At 45.5% G+C, this 18,766-nt stretch carries 15 protein-coding genes; 5 read left to right on the plus strand and 10 right to left on the minus strand.

All coding sequences use genetic code 11. The annotated features are described in order from the left end of the window. Nucleotides 1–96: 96 nt before the first annotated feature. Together AC23N5_RS06700 and AC23N5_RS06705 are read right to left on the minus strand one after the other, a co-directional pair. Nucleotides 97–645, minus strand: coding sequence for an SPOR domain-containing protein (locus AC23N5_RS06700; RefSeq protein WP_487754953.1), 549 nt, complete (start codon nucleotides 643–645; stop codon nucleotides 97–99). A gap of 59 nt (nucleotides 646–704) precedes the next feature. Beyond that, nucleotides 705–2,654 carry a DUF3857 domain-containing protein gene (locus tag AC23N5_RS06705; protein ID WP_487754954.1) on the minus strand — a complete coding sequence of 650 codons (1,950 nt, stop codon included), beginning with the start codon at nucleotides 2,652–2,654 and terminating at the stop codon, nucleotides 705–707. Between the two features lie 74 nt (nucleotides 2,655–2,728). On the opposite strand from AC23N5_RS06705, the gene AC23N5_RS06710 reads away from it, so the two are divergent. Both AC23N5_RS06710 and AC23N5_RS06715 read left to right on the plus strand, forming a co-directional pair. Continuing rightward, nucleotides 2,729–3,358, plus strand: a complete 630-nt coding sequence (locus AC23N5_RS06710; protein WP_487754955.1) for a TIGR04282 family arsenosugar biosynthesis glycosyltransferase — start codon at nucleotides 2,729–2,731, stop codon at nucleotides 3,356–3,358. Between the two features lie 73 nt (nucleotides 3,359–3,431). Then, nucleotides 3,432–5,123, plus strand: a complete 1,692-nt coding sequence (locus AC23N5_RS06715; protein ID WP_487754956.1) for an amino acid permease — start codon at nucleotides 3,432–3,434, stop codon at nucleotides 5,121–5,123. A gap of 224 nt (nucleotides 5,124–5,347) precedes the next feature. Here AC23N5_RS06715 and AC23N5_RS06720 read toward each other — a convergent pair whose 3' ends face one another. Continuing rightward, complete coding sequence (locus AC23N5_RS06720; RefSeq protein ID WP_487755023.1) at nucleotides 5,348–6,067, minus strand: AlbA family DNA-binding domain-containing protein; 720 nt, start codon at nucleotides 6,065–6,067, stop codon at nucleotides 5,348–5,350. A gap of 156 nt (nucleotides 6,068–6,223) precedes the next feature. Here AC23N5_RS06720 and AC23N5_RS06725 point away from each other — a divergent pair, with 156 nt between their 5' ends. From AC23N5_RS06725 to AC23N5_RS06735, 3 genes are all read left to right on the plus strand, one after another. After that, nucleotides 6,224–6,526 carry a DUF4286 family protein gene (locus AC23N5_RS06725; protein ID WP_183974334.1) on the plus strand — a complete coding sequence of 101 codons (303 nt, stop codon included), beginning with the start codon at nucleotides 6,224–6,226 and terminating at the stop codon, nucleotides 6,524–6,526. Between the two features lie 65 nt (nucleotides 6,527–6,591). Further along, nucleotides 6,592–8,943: a penicillin-binding protein 1C gene (gene pbpC, locus AC23N5_RS06730; RefSeq protein WP_487755024.1), complete on the plus strand. Its 2,352-nt coding sequence runs from the start codon at nucleotides 6,592–6,594 to the stop codon at nucleotides 8,941–8,943. A gap of 54 nt (nucleotides 8,944–8,997) precedes the next feature. Then, complete coding sequence (locus AC23N5_RS06735; protein WP_487754957.1) at nucleotides 8,998–10,605, plus strand: ArnT family glycosyltransferase; 1,608 nt, start codon at nucleotides 8,998–9,000, stop codon at nucleotides 10,603–10,605. Nucleotides 10,606–10,689: 84 nt separating this feature from the next. Here the strand turns inward: AC23N5_RS06735 and AC23N5_RS06740 are convergent, their stop codons facing one another. The 7 genes from AC23N5_RS06740 to AC23N5_RS06770 all read right to left on the minus strand — a co-directional run bounded on the left by AC23N5_RS06740 (nucleotide 10,690) and on the right by AC23N5_RS06770 (nucleotide 18,751). Further along, nucleotides 10,690–11,196, minus strand: coding sequence for a DUF3299 domain-containing protein (locus tag AC23N5_RS06740; protein ID WP_487754958.1), 507 nt, complete (start codon nucleotides 11,194–11,196; stop codon nucleotides 10,690–10,692). Between the two features lie 61 nt (nucleotides 11,197–11,257). Then, nucleotides 11,258–12,196: a fasciclin domain-containing protein gene (locus AC23N5_RS06745; protein ID WP_183974353.1), complete on the minus strand. Its 939-nt coding sequence runs from the start codon at nucleotides 12,194–12,196 to the stop codon at nucleotides 11,258–11,260. 105 nt (nucleotides 12,197–12,301) lie between these two features. Beyond that, nucleotides 12,302–13,282: a porphobilinogen synthase gene (gene hemB, locus AC23N5_RS06750; RefSeq protein WP_487754959.1), complete on the minus strand. Its 981-nt coding sequence runs from the start codon at nucleotides 13,280–13,282 to the stop codon at nucleotides 12,302–12,304. Between the two features lie 192 nt (nucleotides 13,283–13,474). Further along, the gene (locus tag AC23N5_RS06755) at nucleotides 13,475–14,317 is read right to left on the minus strand and encodes a CPBP family glutamic-type intramembrane protease (protein WP_487754960.1); all 843 of its coding nucleotides are present in this window, start codon (nucleotides 14,315–14,317) and stop codon (nucleotides 13,475–13,477) included. Nucleotides 14,318–14,413: 96 nt separating this feature from the next. Next, complete coding sequence (locus tag AC23N5_RS06760) at nucleotides 14,414–15,328, minus strand: PfkB family carbohydrate kinase (RefSeq protein WP_028524851.1); 915 nt, start codon at nucleotides 15,326–15,328, stop codon at nucleotides 14,414–14,416. Nucleotides 15,329–15,434: 106 nt separating this feature from the next. After that, nucleotides 15,435–16,130, minus strand: a complete 696-nt coding sequence (locus AC23N5_RS06765) for a tetratricopeptide repeat protein (protein WP_183974355.1) — start codon at nucleotides 16,128–16,130, stop codon at nucleotides 15,435–15,437. A 176-nt stretch (nucleotides 16,131–16,306) separates the two neighbouring features. Next, a complete protein-coding gene (locus AC23N5_RS06770; RefSeq protein ID WP_487754961.1) occupies nucleotides 16,307–18,751 on the minus strand; it encodes a GumC family protein in 2,445 nt (814 codons plus the stop codon). Nucleotides 18,752–18,766 lie beyond the last annotated feature (15 nt).

The following is an 18,766-nucleotide window of genomic DNA, read 5'->3' on the forward strand; positions in this document are numbered from 1 at the left end:
GTAATTTATAAAAAGAGTTGTGCCACTAAGCGGAGGCAAAACTTTGTGTTAAGCAATCAATCTAATCTTTTGACAAAAACAGAACGACAAAAGTAACTATTTTACCAATAGACTCTTCTTCAAATCTATTTTCTCAGGCACAACTACCGCTGATTCATAGCGTTGACGTACTTGTTGAAGATAACGCTCAGCATCCAAGCGTGTCATAAAATCACCAATCCGAATCCGATACGTGGGTTGGTTATATACCATGTAAGGGTTGAGTTCGGGAAAAGTTTGGTATGAATACAAGCGGGCGTCGTCGGCTTCTTTACGGGTGTTTCCAACGTAAATCTGAATACGAAAACCCGCCGCAAACCGAATAGACTTATTACGAAGCGCAATCGTATCCACAACCGCATCTAATTGGCGATTGATGTGCAACGGCTGATCCGACAATACGCGTTTTACTTCGGGCTTTTTGGCCGTAGCGCTTTCCGAAGTTACGGTTTCTTTGTAACGGGGACGAATCGCCGTAAAGTCTTCGTCATACGTACTGTAAGGGTCCACAGTGGTGGTTGATTTCGTGCCGACGGGTTTGGAGGTAACACAGCCAATCAATAGTAAGGCCGACGCCATTCCCAATGCCAAATACTTGAAAATCATGCTCAAAAAGCGATTAATCTGTTTCTGAAATACAAAAGTAGGGAATCTCCGTTAGAGTTTTATTTTTTCTCCAATAAGAGCGTTACTTTGTTGAAATCAGCCGCCGCATTAATTACTTTTTGGAAAGGCTCGTAAATATCAATCGGTTGTAATACTTCCTTGTAAAACTCATCGATGGTAATTGTAAGTAGGTTTCCTTCCAATTTATAATCAGAAGTAAAGCCCATCACTGCGGGAGTTCTGCCATCTGTGATGTTGCGACGAAGGCTTTCCAAACCACTCACTTTATATCCCTCAGGAATCTTTACTTTCATCAGGCGTTTGTAGGCGTGAGCGTTGCCCATATCAATGGGATACTGACGGGCGCGTTCGTTGTACATTTCTACCTGTGGCCCAATCAATTCTCCTACTTTAAACAAATACTTTTTCCCAGCCCGTTCTACCACACTTTTAAGAACGATGTCAACACTAAAAATAAACGATTTGTTTACTTCGTCTGAGTTGAGATTGGTATTTTTGATTTGGGGATTGGTATAAGTAACGTCGGGCTTGAGGGTCGATTTGACAATTTCATTGGTAAGCGCTTTCCGCTCTTCTTCGGCTTTGACAAAATGATAATACGGGCGCAATTGAGCGGCTTGATGCCCCGTCATTTGGCGCGTTACTTTGCCTTGAATTTGGTCCATGGTTGGCGAAAACGACACGTCCACCAACAAGTCGTCGTGGTTGTCGGCGATGGTTGAAAAGGGCACTAATCGAATCTCACTTTCGGGCACGATGTCGTTGCCTTCTTTTTTCTTTTTAATAAACAATGCCTGATTTCCTTCCATTGTTTGGTCAATCATCCCGTAACGAAAAATCGGACTACCTGGGTCCAAAAACTTCTTGGTGGTTGGGAAATAGAGCAGGTATTCATCCAAAAAATTCCAAGATTCAAATTTTGGATCAAAGACAGCATCAGTCCGACTACATCCAATGACAATTTCGTACGGAATGTTCAACGATTCGAGGGCCGCGATGTACAATTTCATCATGCCTGCTTTTGAAGCATACTGCTTTTTGAGTACATCCGAAGCCACGTCGGCGTCCTCTTCTTCTTTCAACGCAATGTTGGTTTTGACGTAATTTTCTAACTTTTTCACCGCCAATTCAGGAGCTAATCCTTTGATTTTTTCTTTGGCCAGCAACGCGTCAATGTCTTTTTTGGAATCGTCTATCCCCGACCGAAGGTAATCAAAAAACGTTTCGGCGGCACTTTGCCACGTATAGAGGCGCTCGGGGCCGCGACTGAGGTTGTACGAAAGTTTGTAATCGAGGCGAATTAAGTTGGCTTTGAGGTTGGCGTACTTTTCCTCGTAAATTGGGGAAAGGTTCTGAAGTCCCACCGAAATCGTACGCTTTTCGTTGAGGGTATCCGACGAAATCGTGGCGGGGGCATTATACACCTTGGCTTCAAATTGAAGGTAAGCAGGGGTAATAATTTTTACTTCTACCTTCCGAACGGGAATATCGCTTTGGAGAATTTCGCCCCCAAACAGCGAACTACTACGGCGAAAAAGCGTGGTGTATTCCAATTCTCCACCAACCTCAAGCCCTTCTACGGCTAGAATTTTATAGACCCTGCCTTGTTCTTCCAATTCTTTCACGGCCTCCATTCCGACTTCTTTAACCGTACCATTTTTGCTAATGCTACGTGCTTTGAGGTAAATAAGGTCGTTGGTGTTAGGCACAGGCAGGACAATTTTATTGTACATTTCAATGGCCTTGGAGTCATTGATGCGAATGCGCTTCACAATGCCTTGTAAGCAGGATAATTGCCCAAGTGAATCGAAGGTATATTCGACATAAAGTTGATGACGAAGCATTACGCCTGATTCTTTTTGTTCGCTATCGGTCAACGTAGCCAGTTTGGTGTCAAGAGGGCTGCTGTCAATGAGTTTTTTGAAAGCTACATTTTGAGCGTGGAGCACTGATGTGGTGAGGAATACTATCCAAAGGAGTCGTTTCATGAAATTTGCAAGGGGGTACAACGTTAATTTTTGTCAATCTTACTATCTTTCTGTCAACTATCCAACGCAAACGAATGAATTGTACGCTTATTGTTTTTGTAAAAAATCCAGTTCGAGGAAAAGTAAAGACCCGAGTGGCGGCTACGGTAGGGGATGAAAAGGCCGTAGAAGTCTATATTGAGCTGCTAAAGCACACAAAAAGAGTGATTTACGAATGGTTTTTGGTCGATGAAGCAGCGCAAAAGAAAAAAGTGGTGATTTATTACGGAGATTTTATAAACCCTCAGGATAGCTGGTCAGGATTGGGCTTTCTCAAAAAAATGCAACCCAATGTACCCGACTTGGGCGCTCGAATGAAAGCCGCGTTTGAAGAAGAACTCAACGAAAACGCAGAACGCGTGGTGATTGTGGGCAGCGATTGCCTCGCTTTGTGGGCGCATCATCTCTCTCAGGCATTTTCTGAGCTTCAGCAACACGATATCGTACTAGGCCCAGCCGACGATGGTGGATACTATTTACTGGGAATGAAGCAGATGCACCGCTTTTTATTTGAGAACAAATCATGGAGTCAGCCGTCGCTTTTAGCGGAGACGTTGGCGGATGCTCAAGCGCACTCCACCTCCTTTTGGGTTGGCGAAACCTTGTCGGACGTGGACACGTGGGAGGATTATTTACGGGAATCTGAACGGCTTCCGTCATCGTAATGCTAGAAGGTATCCCAATAATTTCTATTTTTACCAATCGTATTCAACAACTAAACCCTAAATCATAGTCACGATGAGTAACTCTCTCTTTCGAAAAAAATCGGTGAGCCAAGTTTTGAACGACATCAAAACGGGCGAAGATGGCCACGGCAGCATGGCCAAAGTCCTGAGCGTAAAAGATTTGACCTCGTTTGGAATTGCGGCCATCATTGGAGGAGGAATTTTTAGTACCATCGGAAACGCCAGCTACGACGGAGGAGCGGCGGTCTCGCTTTTGTTTGTTTTTATTGCCTTTGCCTGTGCATTTACGGGTTTGTGTTATGCCCAATTCGCCTCCACCATTCCCGTTAGTGGAAGTGCCTATACTTATACCTACGTTTCGTTTGGGGAGTTATTGGCCTGGATCATTGGCTGGGCGCTGATTTTGGAGTACGCCGTTAGTAACATGGTGATTGCCATCGGTTGGTCGGGGTATTTTATGGAAATGTTGGAGCGATTTGGCATTCATTTCCCCGAATACTTAGCCACAGATTTTATCTCAGCCCGCGATGGATTTAACGAGTTTCAGGAAGTAATAAAGGCAGGAGGAGTGCCTAATCCGCGCTTGGTGTCTCAAGAAGAAGCCTTCCGTACCGCACCCATGATTGGCGGATTCAAGGTATTGATGAATATTCCTGCGGCATTGGTGACGGTTTTTATTACGGTATTGGCCTACATCGGCATCAAAGAATCCCGTACGACGGGCAATGCGTTGGTCTTGTTTAAAGTGATTGTGATTTTAGCGGTTATCATCATTGGTGCTTTCTACGTAAATCCCGAAAACTGGAAACCGTTTGCCCCCAATGGCATGAACGGGGTTTTGCTGGGTGTATCGGCGGTCTTTTTCTCGTTTATTGGTTTTGATTCCGTTTCAACAACGGCCGAAGAATGCCAGAATCCGCAGCGCGACTTGCCGCGTTCGATTATTTATTCGCTCATCATTTGTACCATTTTGTACGTAACCATTGCCCTTGTTTTGAACGGCATGGTGTCGCACAAAGAACTCAAAGTGGATGACCCATTGGCCTACGTGTTCAAAAGTGTTTCTCAAAATGCGGTAGGCTGGCAGAAGTCGTTTTTGTCGTCATTGTCAGGAATTATCGCCGTGAGCGCCGTGGTCGCGATGACCAGTGCGCTGTTGGCCTATCAAATCGGTCAGCCGCGGATTTGGATGACAATGAGCCGCGATGGATTGTTACCAAAGTCGTTTGGAAAAATTCACCCTAAGTACAAAACACCCTCATTTTCAACGATTTTGACGGGGGTGCTGGTAGCCATTCCGTCGTTGTTTATGAACATGAAGTTTGTCACCGACCTCACCAGTGTAGGAACGTTGTTTGCCTTTATCATCGTGTGTGCGGGTATTTTGTACCTCGACAAGCAAAAAACTCCTTCTAAGTTTAAAGTACCTTATGTAAACGGGAAATATACCGTAGGCGTTTTGATGGTTGCAGCTTTGGCTTGGACTTACTCACAAGGAGGTTTTGTAGAACACCTCACCGAAAAACCGTTATTGATTGTGCTGTGGTTGGTGTGGTTGGGTTTAGCCATCGCGAGTTTTCTGCAAAGTTTTTCTTTACTCCCTGTGTTGGGTATTTTAACCAACTTGTACCTGATGACCGAATTGGGCATCTCCAACTGGATAATGTTCCTGATTTGGTTGATTATCGGCCTAGTGATTTACTTTGGCTACGGTTATCGAAAAAGTAATTTGATTGGAAAATAATAGAAAAACTGGGTGTCGAGCCTTGTTCACAAACCGACTATTCGCGAAACTTTTTTTGCAAATTTGTCTAAAGTGGCGAACATTTTCCTCCTTAATGAAGTTTTACTAGTACCATATTCGATGTGACTATAGAACTGGTGACATCGAAAGTAGTATAATGGTAGAGGTTTAGGTAGTACAAGAATCCGCTTTCTTTTTTAGAGAAAGCGGATTTTGTTTTTAGACTAGGCGTGTACCGTAAACCGATCAACCGTTTCGTCGGGATGAACATCCAGAACATTGGCCAAAACCAGTAATACGAGAGTTTTTGAGGCAATATTCCGCGAAATTCCCGCCACACTTGCAAAATCTGCCACCGTCACACTTTGGTGCTGATCCAAGTGCTGCATAAGCTTTCGCTCTTTGTCGCCATATTGAAACTTGACGTTACGGTCGTCGTCTTGACGGCGTAAGATTTCCCGCATTTCCCAGCTCGCCTGAATCGAGCGGTCGGCTACACGGATGTAGGTTTTTTTGACTAAGTTAGTCGAAGACGATGCGTTTTTATTGCTCTTTTGAGGGGGCGTTTTTGGCGATGGTTTGGCCGTCGCTACGGTTGCTTCGGCAGGTTGTAAAACGTAGTGAGGGCGTTTAGGACTCGGCAAAATGGTGAACACCAACACGTCACGCTCTTCCCCAATAGGAATTCGTTCGATTTCGTACTCAATGCCAGGAGAACAGTATTTTTCAATGGCTCGCACGAGCAGGTATTCGTCTTCGTCGGCGTATTTGAGGCCCTTGATGCTGCGGTCGTCGCCTACTCCGATAAAGAGGTAGCCACCGCCCGAATTGGCGAAAGCGACGATTTCGCGGACAATTTTTTCGGGGTGATTGGTCTTGAGTTTAAACTCAATGTGCTTTCCTTCACCCTGTCTGACCAATTCGCGGAGTGTTTTGTAGTCCATGGGAAAGGGTCTAAATTCGGAGGAACGAATGTGTTGACTAAAGCTACTATTTCCTGACGAAGTCCCCAAGGCTTGAACATTATTTTTTTGTGGTACCGAAAAGCTGCTCATTTTTTTAAATATTGCACCCACAATTAAAACAAAAAAAACGCAAATATGATTCTGTATAGCGTCACAGTAAACATTGACCCAGCCATCGAACAAGATTGGTTGCAGTGGATGAAGGCAATACACATGCCCGAAGTAATGGCAACAGGACTGCCCGAAGGCAGCAAATTGCTTCGCTTACTTACCGAAATTGAGAGTGAAGGAATCACGTATTCTTGTCAATACTATTTTCCATCCATGGAGGCTTATTTTACGTACCAACAACTTCATTCGTCGGAGCTTCAGCAGAAACACCACGACCGTTACGTTAATAAGTACGTGTCATTTAGAACGCTTCTGGAAGAAGTTTAAACGTATTTTTTGTCATGCCGAATGCCTCTAAAACCGCCAAACAGTTGTTGGAAAGTGCCTTGAGCATGACAAAAAAACGGGCTTTTTGGCTTTCTGCGGGCTTTTTTATCGCGTTGTTACTGATTGATTTAACCTTTCCTTTTCGGGTAACTCCCCGCTACTCAACGTTGGTGACGGCGTCGGACGGAACAGTGCTGCACGCCTTCCTCAATGAAGAAGACAAATGGCGGCTCTACACCGAGCTCGACGAGATTACGCCCCTGCTTCGACAGACCATTCTCCAAAAAGAAGACCGCTATTTTTATTACCACTTTGGCATCAATCCTGTGTCGGTAGGAAGGGCGTTGGCCAAAAACCTCACCACGGGGCGGCGGACGTCGGGGGCATCGACCATTACGATGCAAGTGGTGCGCCTGCTCGAACCCCGAAAACGTACGTACGGGAGTAAAATCATCGAAATGCTGCGGGCAATGCAGCTCGAATGGCATTATTCCAAAGACGAAATTTTACAACTCTACCTCAACCTGATTCCATACGGCAGCAACGTGGAAGGCATTAAATCGGCCTCAATGTTGTATTTTGGAAAGTTGCCCCAAGTGTTGAGCCTGGCCGAAATTACGACGCTGACGATTATTCCCAACCGCCCTTCTAGCCTACGTTTGGGACGAAAAAATCCCTACATCGTACAAGAACGCAACAAATGGCTTCGGCGCTTTGAGAAGGCAGCTTTGTTTGACCCGCAGGTGATTGAAGATGCCCTGCGCGAACCCCTCCGCGCCGAACGTCGGGAAGCGCCCAAGTTGGCTCCCCATTTGGCGATTCGTTTGCGGAAACAATATCCCCAACTGCCCATCGTCCGAAGTACCCTCGTGCCTGCGCGCCAAACCCAAGCCGAGCAATTGACCCGCAACTACGTGAACCGCCTGCGAAGTATGAACATCCACAACGCGGCGGTGGTGGTGATTAACAACGAAACCATGAACGTGGAAGCTTACGTAGGTTCAGCCGATTTTAACAACCCCTACGACGGCGGGCAAGTGGATGGCGTACGGGCGGTACGCTCGCCAGGCAGTACGCTGAAACCCTTGCTGTACGCCGTTGGTTTTGACAAAGGGTTGATTACACCTAAAACGACTCTCAACGACGTTCCGACCAACTTTGGAGGCTTTGAACCCGAAAATTTTGACCGACGGTTCAACGGCAAAGTGACCGTTGAGTTTGCCCTCGCCAACTCCCTCAACATCCCCGCCGTGAAAGTCCTCAGCGACCTGACACCCAGCGTGTTGATTGACTACCTCAAAAAAGCCGACTTCCAAACCGTCAAAAAACAATCGGCGGGGTTGGGCTTGTCCATGATTTTGGGGGGCTGCGGCGTTACCCTCGAAGAACTCACCCGACTCTTTGCCGCCTTTGCGCACGAAGGGCAATTGAAAGGGCTGCATTATACGTTGGAGTTAAATGCAACCTCATCCCCAGCCCTTCTCCTTGCAGGAGAAGGGAGTCGAAAATCCCCTGTCCCCCAGCGTGCGGAGGGAGTTGGGGAGAGGTTAATTTCTCCCGAGGCGACGTACCTCATTACCAGCATCCTGACGCAAGTAACGCGCCCCGATTTGCCCAATAATTTTGATAATACCTACCACTTGCCGCGTATTGCGTGGAAAACGGGTACTTCGTACGGCAAAAAAGACGCTTGGAGCATTGGCTACAACCGCCGTTTTACGGTGGGCGTGTGGGTGGGGAATTTTTCGGGAGCGGGTGTTCCTGAGCTCAACGGTGCTAATATTGCAACTCCTCTGTTGTTTGATATTTTTAACACCCTCGACTACAATTCTCCTACGGGTTGGTTCAAATCCGCGCCTGACGTGGTTCGGCGAAAAGTGTGTGCCGAAAGCGGCGACGTGCCGAGCGAGTTTTGCACGCACCAACTCCTCGACTATGCCATCATGGGCGTGTCTTCGACGCGCAAATGCCAACACGTAAAATGGGTGTTTACCGACCCGACAGGGCAGCGTTCGTACTGCACGGAGTGCTTGCCCGACAGTGGTTACGTCAAAAAGCTGTATCCCAACCTCGCCCCCGAACTGATAGCGTACTACGAACTCAACCGCGTTCCCTACGCCAAAATCCCGCCGCACAACCCCGCCTGTACGCGGGTGCTAGAGGTGGGCGCGCCCGTGATTATCAGTCCTAACGACGGCAGCGAGTATTTTCTGGAGGGACAACAACTGCAATTGGCCTGCCAAGCTGCCAACGACGTAAAGGAAGTGTATTGGTACCTCAACGACCGTTTGTACCAAAAAACCTCGCCCCAGCAACCGCTTTTTGTAACCCCACCGCTGGGCAAAGTAAAAATCTCGTGCAGCGACGATAAGGGGCGAAATACGGATGTGAGGATTACGGTGCAGTCAGTCAACTAGTAGTTGTAACCGAAGATGGTATCTTTGTACGCTTGTTTACAAATCACATAAAGAATGAAAATAACCAATTGGCGAGTTATTGCTTTTTTTAGTGCCTATCTCGTGCTAGGATTGGCGATTTATAAAGACTACGGTATTTCGTTTGACGAACCTATCAATCGGGCCAATGGTATCGTTTCCATCCAATACGTGGGTGAAACCTTGGGTTTGCTGGCGCCTAGCACAGACATTCCAAAACTCCACGACTACTACGACAAAGACTACGGCGTGGTGTTTGACGTTCCGCTGGTCATTGGCGAAAAAGCACTCGGCTACAATTCCGATGACAAAAGCCAACAATTGTACCACTACCGTCACTTGATGACCTTTTTGGTTTTCTTCCTTTCTACCCTCTTTTTTTACGCTACTGCCGCCAGCATTTTTACCAATAAGTGGCTTCCGTGGCTGGGAACTCTCTTCTTGATTCTAAGCCCAAGGATATTTGCGGAGTCTTTTTACAATAGCAAAGACATTGTTTGCCTTTCGGCCTTTATCATTAGTACTTATTTTTTGCTCCAATTTCTCAAAACCTACGCTTGGCGTCCCCTGTTGCTGTTTAGCATTTGTAGTGCCATTGCCATCAATATTCGCCTAACGGGCGTCATCATTCCTGCCATCGCGTTGGGATGGGGCGCAATTGATTTATTTCGTTTACGGAAACAAACAACTCCTATTGCCCTCAAATTAGGAGCTTATGCTGTGCTTACAGCGGCGTTTACGGTGATGTTCTGGCCGTATTTATGGAAAGCTCCCTTTGCCAATTTTCAATTTGCCTTTGCGAACATGAGTAAGTTTCGGGCCAACATGGACGTTTTGTTTTTTGGCGACAGGATTCCCGCTATGGAGCTGCCGTGGTATTACATCATCGGGTACGTGATTATTACGACTCCCCTTCTTTACGTAGTGCTGTGGGTGCTGGGAGCAATAGGCGTCCTCAAAGACAGTGTAAGGCACTTCTCGGCTTTCTGGGAAAACTTTGAGCCTTGGCGCACACAACTGACTTTTTTTGTGATAAGCACCGCTCCGTTTGCTTTGGTAATTTTGTTGAAGTCCACGTTATACGACGGCTGGCGACAGCTATATTTTACCTACGGGGCATTTCTGATGATAGCCTTATACGGCCTAGACTGGGTTTTTGAGTATGCAAAACAGCACCCTTTGGTCTTAAAAACTGCCCAAGCAGTAGTTCTGGCGCAGCTGATTGTGATGGGCGTTTGGATGGGGCTCAATCATCCGTTTCAGCAAACCTATTTCAACACGCTCACTCCAACACCCGTCGCTAAGAATTTTGAAATAGATTACTGGGGACTATCGTACAAACAAGGACTTGAGTGGATTGTCCAACACGACAAACGTCCGCACATTAAGGTAGTAGCCAACCTGACGCCAGGGGTTTATAATCGAATGCTTTTGGACAAATCGGAGCGAGCGCGGGTGGAGTGTACGTACCTAAAACCCTCCGTGAGAGACACCTTGAAGAGAGAGGCGTTAGAATGTGATTATTTCATAACGGAGTTTCGCTATCGGCCCGATGCTTCGCCTTATACGAAGGAGCTATACAGCATTAAGGTGGACGGTAACACCATTTTAGCGGTGTACGACGGGCATCAATTGGCGCGCTAATAATCAATAATCGGTACAAACTCATTCAAAAAATAAGCCCCTGAAACGCATTGTTTCAGGGGCTTATTTTTAGTGTTTTACGACTTATTCGTCAGCAATCTCTGCGCCGTCAATGTTGTAGTTCAACTCGTAAATATTATCAGCGTTTAGTTTTAACGTACCACGCATCGTATGACGCTCGTCCGTTTTGAACTTGCGGCCATTTTTCTTGAACTTCAAGCCTACGACCGACTCAGGTCCCGCGCCACCGCAGAAGAAACAAGCACTGAATGGGAAGGCTGACAAGGCGTATAGATTCGACTCGGCATCAATGGGAAGTACATAACCCGTCAACAATATTTCTTTACCGTTGAGTTTGTTGATGTTGGGGCCAAACGTTGGATACAACATATACACCGACTCCTCGGGATACCATTTTTTCTTGAAAGTCACGTCGCGGAGTGTTTCCCAAGAAATTTTCACGGGATTATTTCCCGCAAGTGCGCGATACCGAAACTTCGTCCCTCCTTCGTTTTGCTCGGAGGTTTGGTTACTTACAAAGCCCGTAAAAGCAACGGCGCTTATCAGAATAGCAACTACAAGACTTTTCATGCGTTCGTGGATGAATTGACAGTACGTTCAATACAATTTTTTACAAATTTACGTTCCCGCCTCACGGAATCAAAACTTTATCTATCACATGAATCAATCCATTGGTGGCCGTGATGTCGGTTTTGGTAATATTGGCAGGTTGAGTGGGGTTCGAACGTCCCGCGATGGTCAGCCCCGTTGATTTGGAGGCAAGCGTTGCCGTGTAGGAAGCATCGAACATGTTCAAGGTAGAATTTCCCATAAAACTTGAAAAAAGCCGACTCAACATGATGTGATACGACACAATCCGCGCCAAGACAATCGGGCTAGTGGCGTTGATTTCTGCTTGCGAAAATTTCCCCGCAATCATGGCTTGATTGGTGGGTAAAAACATCGTGTAAGCAGGGTCAACGGGAAACGAACCTAACGTATCGGCGTAAAACGTGGCTAGACGAGGGTCTCCCGCAATGGCCCGCCGCGTAGCCTGACGAAATAGGCTAAAATCAGGGGTATTTTTGATGATTTGGGCTAATGACTGCGTTGGAATCGGAATCACCCTATTGATAATGTGTATCACCCCATTATTGGCCAAAATGTTTGATTTGACACTTTTGCCATGGTTGAGGTAGGGAGTACCGTCAGGATTTGATAAAAACAAGCGTGCATTCGACATCATTTTAACGGGGTTACTTAACCCAAACGGCATCGACTCTACGGGCAATGGCGAGGTGATGACGTGGTTGGTAATCAGCGCACGGACTTGCTCAGGAGGCAGGGAAGTGATGGCCCCAGCGTCGGCGTAGCCTGACGCTTTAAACCCCTCGTCGTTGGGCGCAAAAAGCGTTACTGAACTGGTCTTAAATGCGTCTTGAAGCCCCGCATGACTGATGGCCGCGCGCAAAATGGTTAAATCCTGCTGATCTAATAATACGTCGGAAATGCTTTTGGGCTGAGGGTCGTCTTCTTTGCAGCCTACCAAACCCACTATCAGTAACATCAAGCCCCCAATGAGTTTTTTCATCTTTCTAATTAAGTTTATAGCTGAGAATAAAAAGCCACGCCCTTGGTAATACACACGGGCGTGACTTTTCACTAAACGCATAGAAAAGGCGAAAATTGTAACACTTTACGCTTGCAATAGCGCAAATTCTTTCGCGAAGTAGGTCAAAATAACCTTTGCCCCTGCCCGACGAATCGACATCAGGGTTTCTAACATCGCACGGTCGCCGTCGAGCCAGCCGTTTTGGGCAGCGGCCTTGATCATGGCATATTCTCCCGAAACGTTGTAGGCCGCAATCGGCAAATCAAAGTTTTGGTTCAATGTCTTGATGACGTCCAAGTACGCCAATGCAGGTTTCACCATCAAAAAATCAGCTCCTTCTTGGTAATCGAGCTCCGCTTCAATCAGGGCTTCGCGTACGTTGGCAGGATTCATTTGGTACGTTTTTTTGTCACCAAAACGGGGGGCAGAATCAAGCGCATCGCGGAAGGGGCCATAAAACGCACTGGCGTATTTGACAGAATACGACATGATACTCACGTCGGTAAACCCTTCGGCATCAAGAGCTTCACGAATGAAACCTACGCGACCATCCATCATGTCGCTGGGGCCGAGAATATCAGCACCAGCGCGTGCTTGCGCCACGGCCATTTTGGCTAGAATGTCGAGGGTTTCGTCGTTCAGGATTTTTCCGTTTTCAACCAAACCATCGTGCCCATCACTGCTGTAAGGATCCATGGCCACGTCGGTCATTAATGCCAACTCAGGAAATTTGTCTTTGACGGCTTTGAGCGCATCAAGGTACAACGTTCCTTCGCGGTAGCTTTCGGTGGCGTATTTGTCTTTTTTATCTTCCGAATAATTGGGAAACAAATCAATGCACTTGATGCCCAAATCGGTCACTTCTTTCAGTTCTTCCAAAAGTGTATCGAGCGAATGGCGGTAAATGCCTGGCATCGATTTTACTTCACTCCGAACGCCACTTCCTTCGACGATAAACATCGGATAGATAAGGTCGTTGACAGAGAGGGTGGTTTCTTGCGCAAGTGCGCGAATAGCCGCCGACTGGCGATTGCGACGAGGGCGGCGTGTGATGGTGTAATTCATGTCTTGATTGTTGATTTTGAGCAATAATTTTGTTTATACTACAATTTTTGTGGACACAGAGTCGCACGGAGTTTTTCACAATGTTACACAAGGTATTTTTAGATTTCTCTGAGGAACTCTGTGTTTTACTCTGAGTTACTCTGTGTCCCCTTGGTCATTGACTACAAAATTTGTCAGAAAGCCTAAATTTTTTTAAAAGAGTTCGGTTCTATGCGAAAATACATATAACAATCCAGGTACCAGATTGTTGAGTGCGTGAAGCCCAATACTGTACCCAATTCCGTAGCGCATTCGGGCGTAGCCAAAGAACAAACCTGAACATAGCTGTGGCAGTGTCAGTAGTGGGATAAGCAAAAAATGAGACAGGGTTATATTGTCGAAATTACTGAGGTGAATAAACCCGAAAGAAATGGAGGAGAAATAATAAATCCAACGAAAATGTTTTTTGAATCTTGGATAAAGCCACTCTAATACAGATGCTTGACGCGTTACCAAAACCAACGTTGAGATAAATAGCATACAGAATGTAACCGCCAAGAGGATATACGTATTAAGTTGAAACCACGAGGATAGGATTGGCAAAAATAAATACATTCCTATAAGACCAATCATGGAGGAAAAATTAAAGGGAGATAGCCGTAGCGATAATCTAAAAATCCCTTCTTCTATAATGGGAGCCAACACTACCAATGAAAAAAGTGCTTGGTAAGGGGTACTAAACACATGGCCTTGATGAAAATGGAGAGAGGTTAAGTACTCTATAAGTTGGGTTAGTGTAACTGAAACAATCGCTGCGAAAAAAGTAATTCCAAAATCTACTTTAAATAATTGCCATAGCCAATGCAATGGCGTTACGGAAACAGGAACTGTATGGTCGGTGTAATAAGGCTGCCGAAGAAAAGCCCAAAAACGAAGGATGATAATGAGGGAAGTATGATTTCTAAAGAGTTTTTTAAAAATCCACCTAACCAGCCCTACCGCTATCAGCACTAGGAAGAGGTAAGCGATTATTTCTGAAAGAATTTCCCGTTTCATCGCAGGGCAAGTGACGATTTTTGATGACTACCTTCTAATAAAAAAGCCCCGATAGGAGAGAAGAAATTACTCTTATAAATCTATCGGGGCTAATTATTAAATATGGAATGTTGACAAGAGTACAAACTCTTGCACACGCGCGTCGATTTCAGCTTGAGTAAGGTCGATGATGCGCTCAGGACCAAATTTTTCCACGCAAAACGACGCCATGGCCGAACCATACACAATGGCGCGTTTCATGTTGGCAAAGCTGATGTCATCAGTACTTGCCAAATACCCAATGAAGCCTCCTGCGAAGGTGTCGCCAGCCCCCGTTGGGTCAAATACTTCTTCCAACGGCAACGCTGGGCAGAAAAATACTTCGTCACCTTGGAAAAGGAGCGCACCGTGCTCGCCTTTTTTGATGATGAGGGTTTTAGGCCCCATTGCCATGATGGTTTTTGCGGCACGACGCAACGAGTAATCACCCGAAAGCATCCGTGCTTCTTCGTCGTTGACCGTCAAGCAATCTACTTTTGCAATAACCGCTTTGAGGTCTTCGAGGGCAATGTTCATCCACAAGTTCATGGTATCAAGCATCACAAACTTTGGACGATTGTTAAGACGATCCAAAACGGCCATTTGAAGCGCAGGCACCATGTTTCCTAGCATCAAGTAGGTACAATCTTGGTAAGAAGCAGGAATGATAGGGTCAAAATCGCCAAAAACGTTGAGCTGCGTGTCCAACGTATCGCGGCTGTTCATGTCGTTGTGGTATTTACCCGACCAAAAAAATGTTTTTCCTTCTGGTTTGATTTCCAATCCTTCCGTGTTGACACCGTGTTGTTCTAAGGTCTCAATCATTTCTTTTGGAAAATCACCGCCCACAACCCCAATAATGTTATTCTTTTTGGTGAAGTACGAAGCAGTCAGCGTGATGTAAGTAGCTGCGCCACCTACAATTTTATCGGTTTTTCCAAAAGGGGTTTCGATGGCATCAAAAGCAACCGACCCAACGGTTAGCAAACTCATAGTTTTCGTTGTTAATCAGTAAAAAATAAATGATTGTATTGTTCTAAAAAAGAAAAGGATAAAGCCATAGCAGCCTTATCCTTTTCCTTGATTTTTCATATTGTACTTATTCAGCAGCGCTTTCGAGGAAACCTTTAAATTTCTTCGCGTTTAGCACTTCTGACGATTGAGGATATTTCTCAATAAGGTCGCTATATACTTCAATCGCTTCCGTGTTTTTCTTTGCTTTTTCGTAAGCCACACCAAGCTTAATCATGTACGAAGGTGTAAAATACGCATTTGGCTTATAATCAACCGCTTTTTGGTAGTAGCTGATGGCATCCTCAACGCTATTTTTTTCCATGTAAGCGTCACCAATCAACGAGTACGCACGGGCCTGAACCAACAAATCAGAAGAACTGAAAGATTTCAAGTGCTCAATGGCCTCGTCAAACTTACCTTGTTTCAACAAGGCAGCTCCTGAGTAAAACTGCGCAAGATTGCCTGCTGGTGTCGCACCGTATTCATCAGCGATGCTGGTTAAACCAGGGTTACCTGCGCTTCCTTTGAGCGCTTTATTAAGAGAATCGGTTTCAAAGGCAAAAACAGGAGCGTACAAAGCAGCTTGAGCTTGCTCATCTTGGCTACTTACGTAATAGTTATATCCGAACCATCCTGCTAGTGCAACGACAATTGCTCCCCCCGCAATGACGAATATATTGCGGTTTTTTTCGATGCTTTTTTCAAACTTGGTTAACTCTCCTGCCAAACCTTCTGGGCTCTCTAAAAAATCAAGCCCCGAATCTGTGTCTTTATTGCTCATTACTATTGATTTTCAAATTGGAGTGCAAAATTAGGAAAACTCTTGAAACTCAAAAAGAACTCAGCTATTTTTTATACGGATTGAGCGCCTATTTAAGTGACTTTGTTCTTTTGCTCGACAACAACAGTGCCAAAAATTTCGTCAGAACAAAAAAATAGCCAAAATCTGCGCATTCTTTACTGTTCTTTTTTGACCCAACGAATCATTTTTCGCCAAATAGATTTGGATGGCGTCTCGTTGTGGTAGTAATTATTTTTCTTGCCGTAATAATCGTACGTCTGCTTGTAACTGTACCCGTAGCCTTTCGACGAATAATAAGCCGCTGGCATGAGGTTGGCGTAGAGGTCATCTTTGTAAAAATCATTGATGATAACGCCCACGTTTTTGATTTTATATTCTTCCGCAATTTGGTTGACCAACAAATACGATTCTTTGTGCGAGTACAGCCAACGAATGATGTAAATCACCAAATCGCTTTTCTTCAGCAAAGGCACATTGTCCGACACCAAACCAACGGGGGCAGTATCCACCAACACAAAATCATACTCTTGCTGAGCGCTGGCAATAAATGCCTCAAAGCGCTCATTTTGAATAAGCTCAGTCGGATTAAAGGGCGAAGGCCCCGCAGGAATAAAGTCAAGGTTTTCGATGACCGAATGGTGAATCGTCTGGTGAAAATCATCTGCCTTTCCCGACAGGTACGTACTAAGCCCAATTTTGTTGTTGTGGTTAAAATAACGGTGCATGTTCGACCGCCGCAAGTCTGACACAACCACCAGCACCGTTTTCCCAATTTTGGTCAAAGACGTCGCCAAATTCAGCGTCACAAACGATTTCCCTTCCCCTGAGAGTTCGGACGTAATCACCAGCAATTTGCCTTGCTGACTTGGGGCGTCGGTCAGAAAACTCAGATTGGTACGGATGCTGTTGACCGATTCAGAAAACAACGAACGGTTTTCCAAAAAGTGCAGCAAATCTTTTTCGTTTTGCGAAATTTTGTGCGGAAATCGCTGAATGAGTCCCAGCAAATTGACGCGCTCGGAAGCGCCAATTTTGGAAATTTCGGTAAATTTCCCGTTGGCAAAACGGGCCAAAAAGATTGAGCCAAACCCAATCAGTAACCCCAAAACGAGCGACACCGAAATAAGGCGCGGCGCTTGTGGGTAAATCTGGTATGCATAACTGCGGGTAAGTACCGTAAACGACGGCAAAACTCCCGCTTTTACAATCGAGGTTTCAATCTCTTTGTTAATCAACAAAAGGTATATTTTTTCGTTGACATCACGGTCGTTTTGAAGATACCCAAGCTCTCGTTCTACCGAGGGCAGGGCATTCATTCGGCTTTTAATTAGCGCCAAATTTTGACTGATAATGCCCAGCGTACTCTCATTTTTTTGACGCTGTACCTTGATGTTAGAAAGAATTTGCTCCCGTACGCGGTCAATTTCGTCGTCGGCAGTTTTGACAATTGGGTTATTGACACTCAGGTTTTTACCAATAATATACGCTTTCCGATCAAGAATGAGGCGGTTGAGATCCGAGACTAACTTGAGAAGGACACCGTCGCTGGTACCATCAAGCCCCAAACTACCCACATTGACGGGTTCAAAACGATTGCTCAGGCTTTGTTCGAGCAAATTGATGTACGATTTGGCAATCTCTAGGGTATTTTTTTGCGCTTCAAGTTGGGTCATTTGCCCCATGACGTCCGACATAGAAGCCTGCAAACTAGGCACCGAACTGCGTTGTTTGTACCGTTCTAACTCCGACGACGCTTTTTGAAGTGCTGTCGCGTAGATTTTGATTTGTTCCTGAATAAAATTAATCGTCAAGTTGGACGACCTCTTCTTTTGTTCAAGGTTATATTCTTCGTACGATTCAATGAGTTTTTGAAGAAAATCTTGCGTAAACTGTCGGTTGTAGTACGAAAAGGACACGTTTAAGATGGGCAAACTCGCCCCTTCTTCGGTTACTTTAATTCCACCGTCAAGACGCCCACGCAGGTCGTTCAGGTCGTTGTAAGAAAATACATAATCCTGAGAAAGCCTTTCGACAGATTTGACACTGAACGAAAGCCCCCGTACCGAAACGAGGGTATCTTTCGACAAATCGAAGGTTAGATTTTCCGTTTCGTCTTTGGTCTTGTACGTGATTACGCCTGATTGTTTGATTTCGAAAAGCCCAAACTGAAATTTACTGTGGTCATAAGAGATAACCTGTGCCGTAAAAGGCTGATATGGATACACGTCATCGTGACGGAAGGTAAGTTCACGATAGAAAGTAAACGGATAATTAAGCTTTTTAATCGCCCCGTTGATAACTTCTTCCGATTTAATGACATACAGTTCGGTAAGGTACTCTAAATTGGACTCATCCGACTGAATGAGGCGGTTAAGCTCGTCAAGTTCGGTTTGTTTATCATTGTACTTTAACACCATCTCCGCCATGTAACGCGGATGGGCCACTTGAAGAAAAATAGCACATCCGCCGACGGTCAAAACCAAGGCACCAATCACCCAATACCAACGACTTAGAATGACTTTAAGAATCCGCTTAACGTCAATGTCGGCGGATACTTCAGTGTATCTATCTTGTGATTGGCTCCAGTTTCCGTTTTGCATAATAGCTGTTTCCCT

This window comes from Runella sp. R5_40 (assembly GCF_057652295.1).

What these genes read in the sequence shown, in the direction of transcription:
- hemB (WP_487754959.1), bottom strand. Translation starts at nt 13,282, where the DNA reads ATGAATTACACCATCACACGCCGCCCTCGTCGCAATCGCCAGTCGGCG.
- AC23N5_RS06720 (WP_487755023.1), bottom strand. Translation starts at nt 6,067, where the DNA reads ATGGACTACAAAACACTCCGCGAATTGGTCAGACAGGGTGAAGGAAAG.
- AC23N5_RS06760 (WP_028524851.1), bottom strand. Translation starts at nt 15,328, where the DNA reads ATGAGTTTGCTAACCGTTGGGTCGGTTGCTTTTGATGCCATCGAAACC.
- AC23N5_RS06735 (WP_487754957.1), top strand. Translation starts at nt 8,998, where the DNA reads ATGAAAATAACCAATTGGCGAGTTATTGCTTTTTTTAGTGCCTATCTC.
- AC23N5_RS06745 (WP_183974353.1), bottom strand. Translation starts at nt 12,196, where the DNA reads ATGAAAAAACTCATTGGGGGCTTGATGTTACTGATAGTGGGTTTGGTA.
- AC23N5_RS06725 (WP_183974334.1), top strand. Translation starts at nt 6,224, where the DNA reads ATGATTCTGTATAGCGTCACAGTAAACATTGACCCAGCCATCGAACAA.
- AC23N5_RS06770 (WP_487754961.1), bottom strand. Translation starts at nt 18,751, where the DNA reads ATGCAAAACGGAAACTGGAGCCAATCACAAGATAGATACACTGAAGTA.
- AC23N5_RS06765 (WP_183974355.1), bottom strand. Translation starts at nt 16,130, where the DNA reads ATGAGCAATAAAGACACAGATTCGGGGCTTGATTTTTTAGAGAGCCCA.
- AC23N5_RS06755 (WP_487754960.1), bottom strand. Translation starts at nt 14,317, where the DNA reads ATGAAACGGGAAATTCTTTCAGAAATAATCGCTTACCTCTTCCTAGTG.
- AC23N5_RS06715 (WP_487754956.1), top strand. Translation starts at nt 3,432, where the DNA reads ATGAGTAACTCTCTCTTTCGAAAAAAATCGGTGAGCCAAGTTTTGAAC.
- AC23N5_RS06710 (WP_487754955.1), top strand. Translation starts at nt 2,729, where the DNA reads ATGAATTGTACGCTTATTGTTTTTGTAAAAAATCCAGTTCGAGGAAAA.
- AC23N5_RS06705 (WP_487754954.1), bottom strand. Translation starts at nt 2,654, where the DNA reads ATGAAACGACTCCTTTGGATAGTATTCCTCACCACATCAGTGCTCCAC.
- AC23N5_RS06700 (WP_487754953.1), bottom strand. Translation starts at nt 645, where the DNA reads ATGATTTTCAAGTATTTGGCATTGGGAATGGCGTCGGCCTTACTATTG.
- pbpC (WP_487755024.1), top strand. Translation starts at nt 6,592, where the DNA reads ATGACAAAAAAACGGGCTTTTTGGCTTTCTGCGGGCTTTTTTATCGCG.
- AC23N5_RS06740 (WP_487754958.1), bottom strand. Translation starts at nt 11,196, where the DNA reads ATGAAAAGTCTTGTAGTTGCTATTCTGATAAGCGCCGTTGCTTTTACG.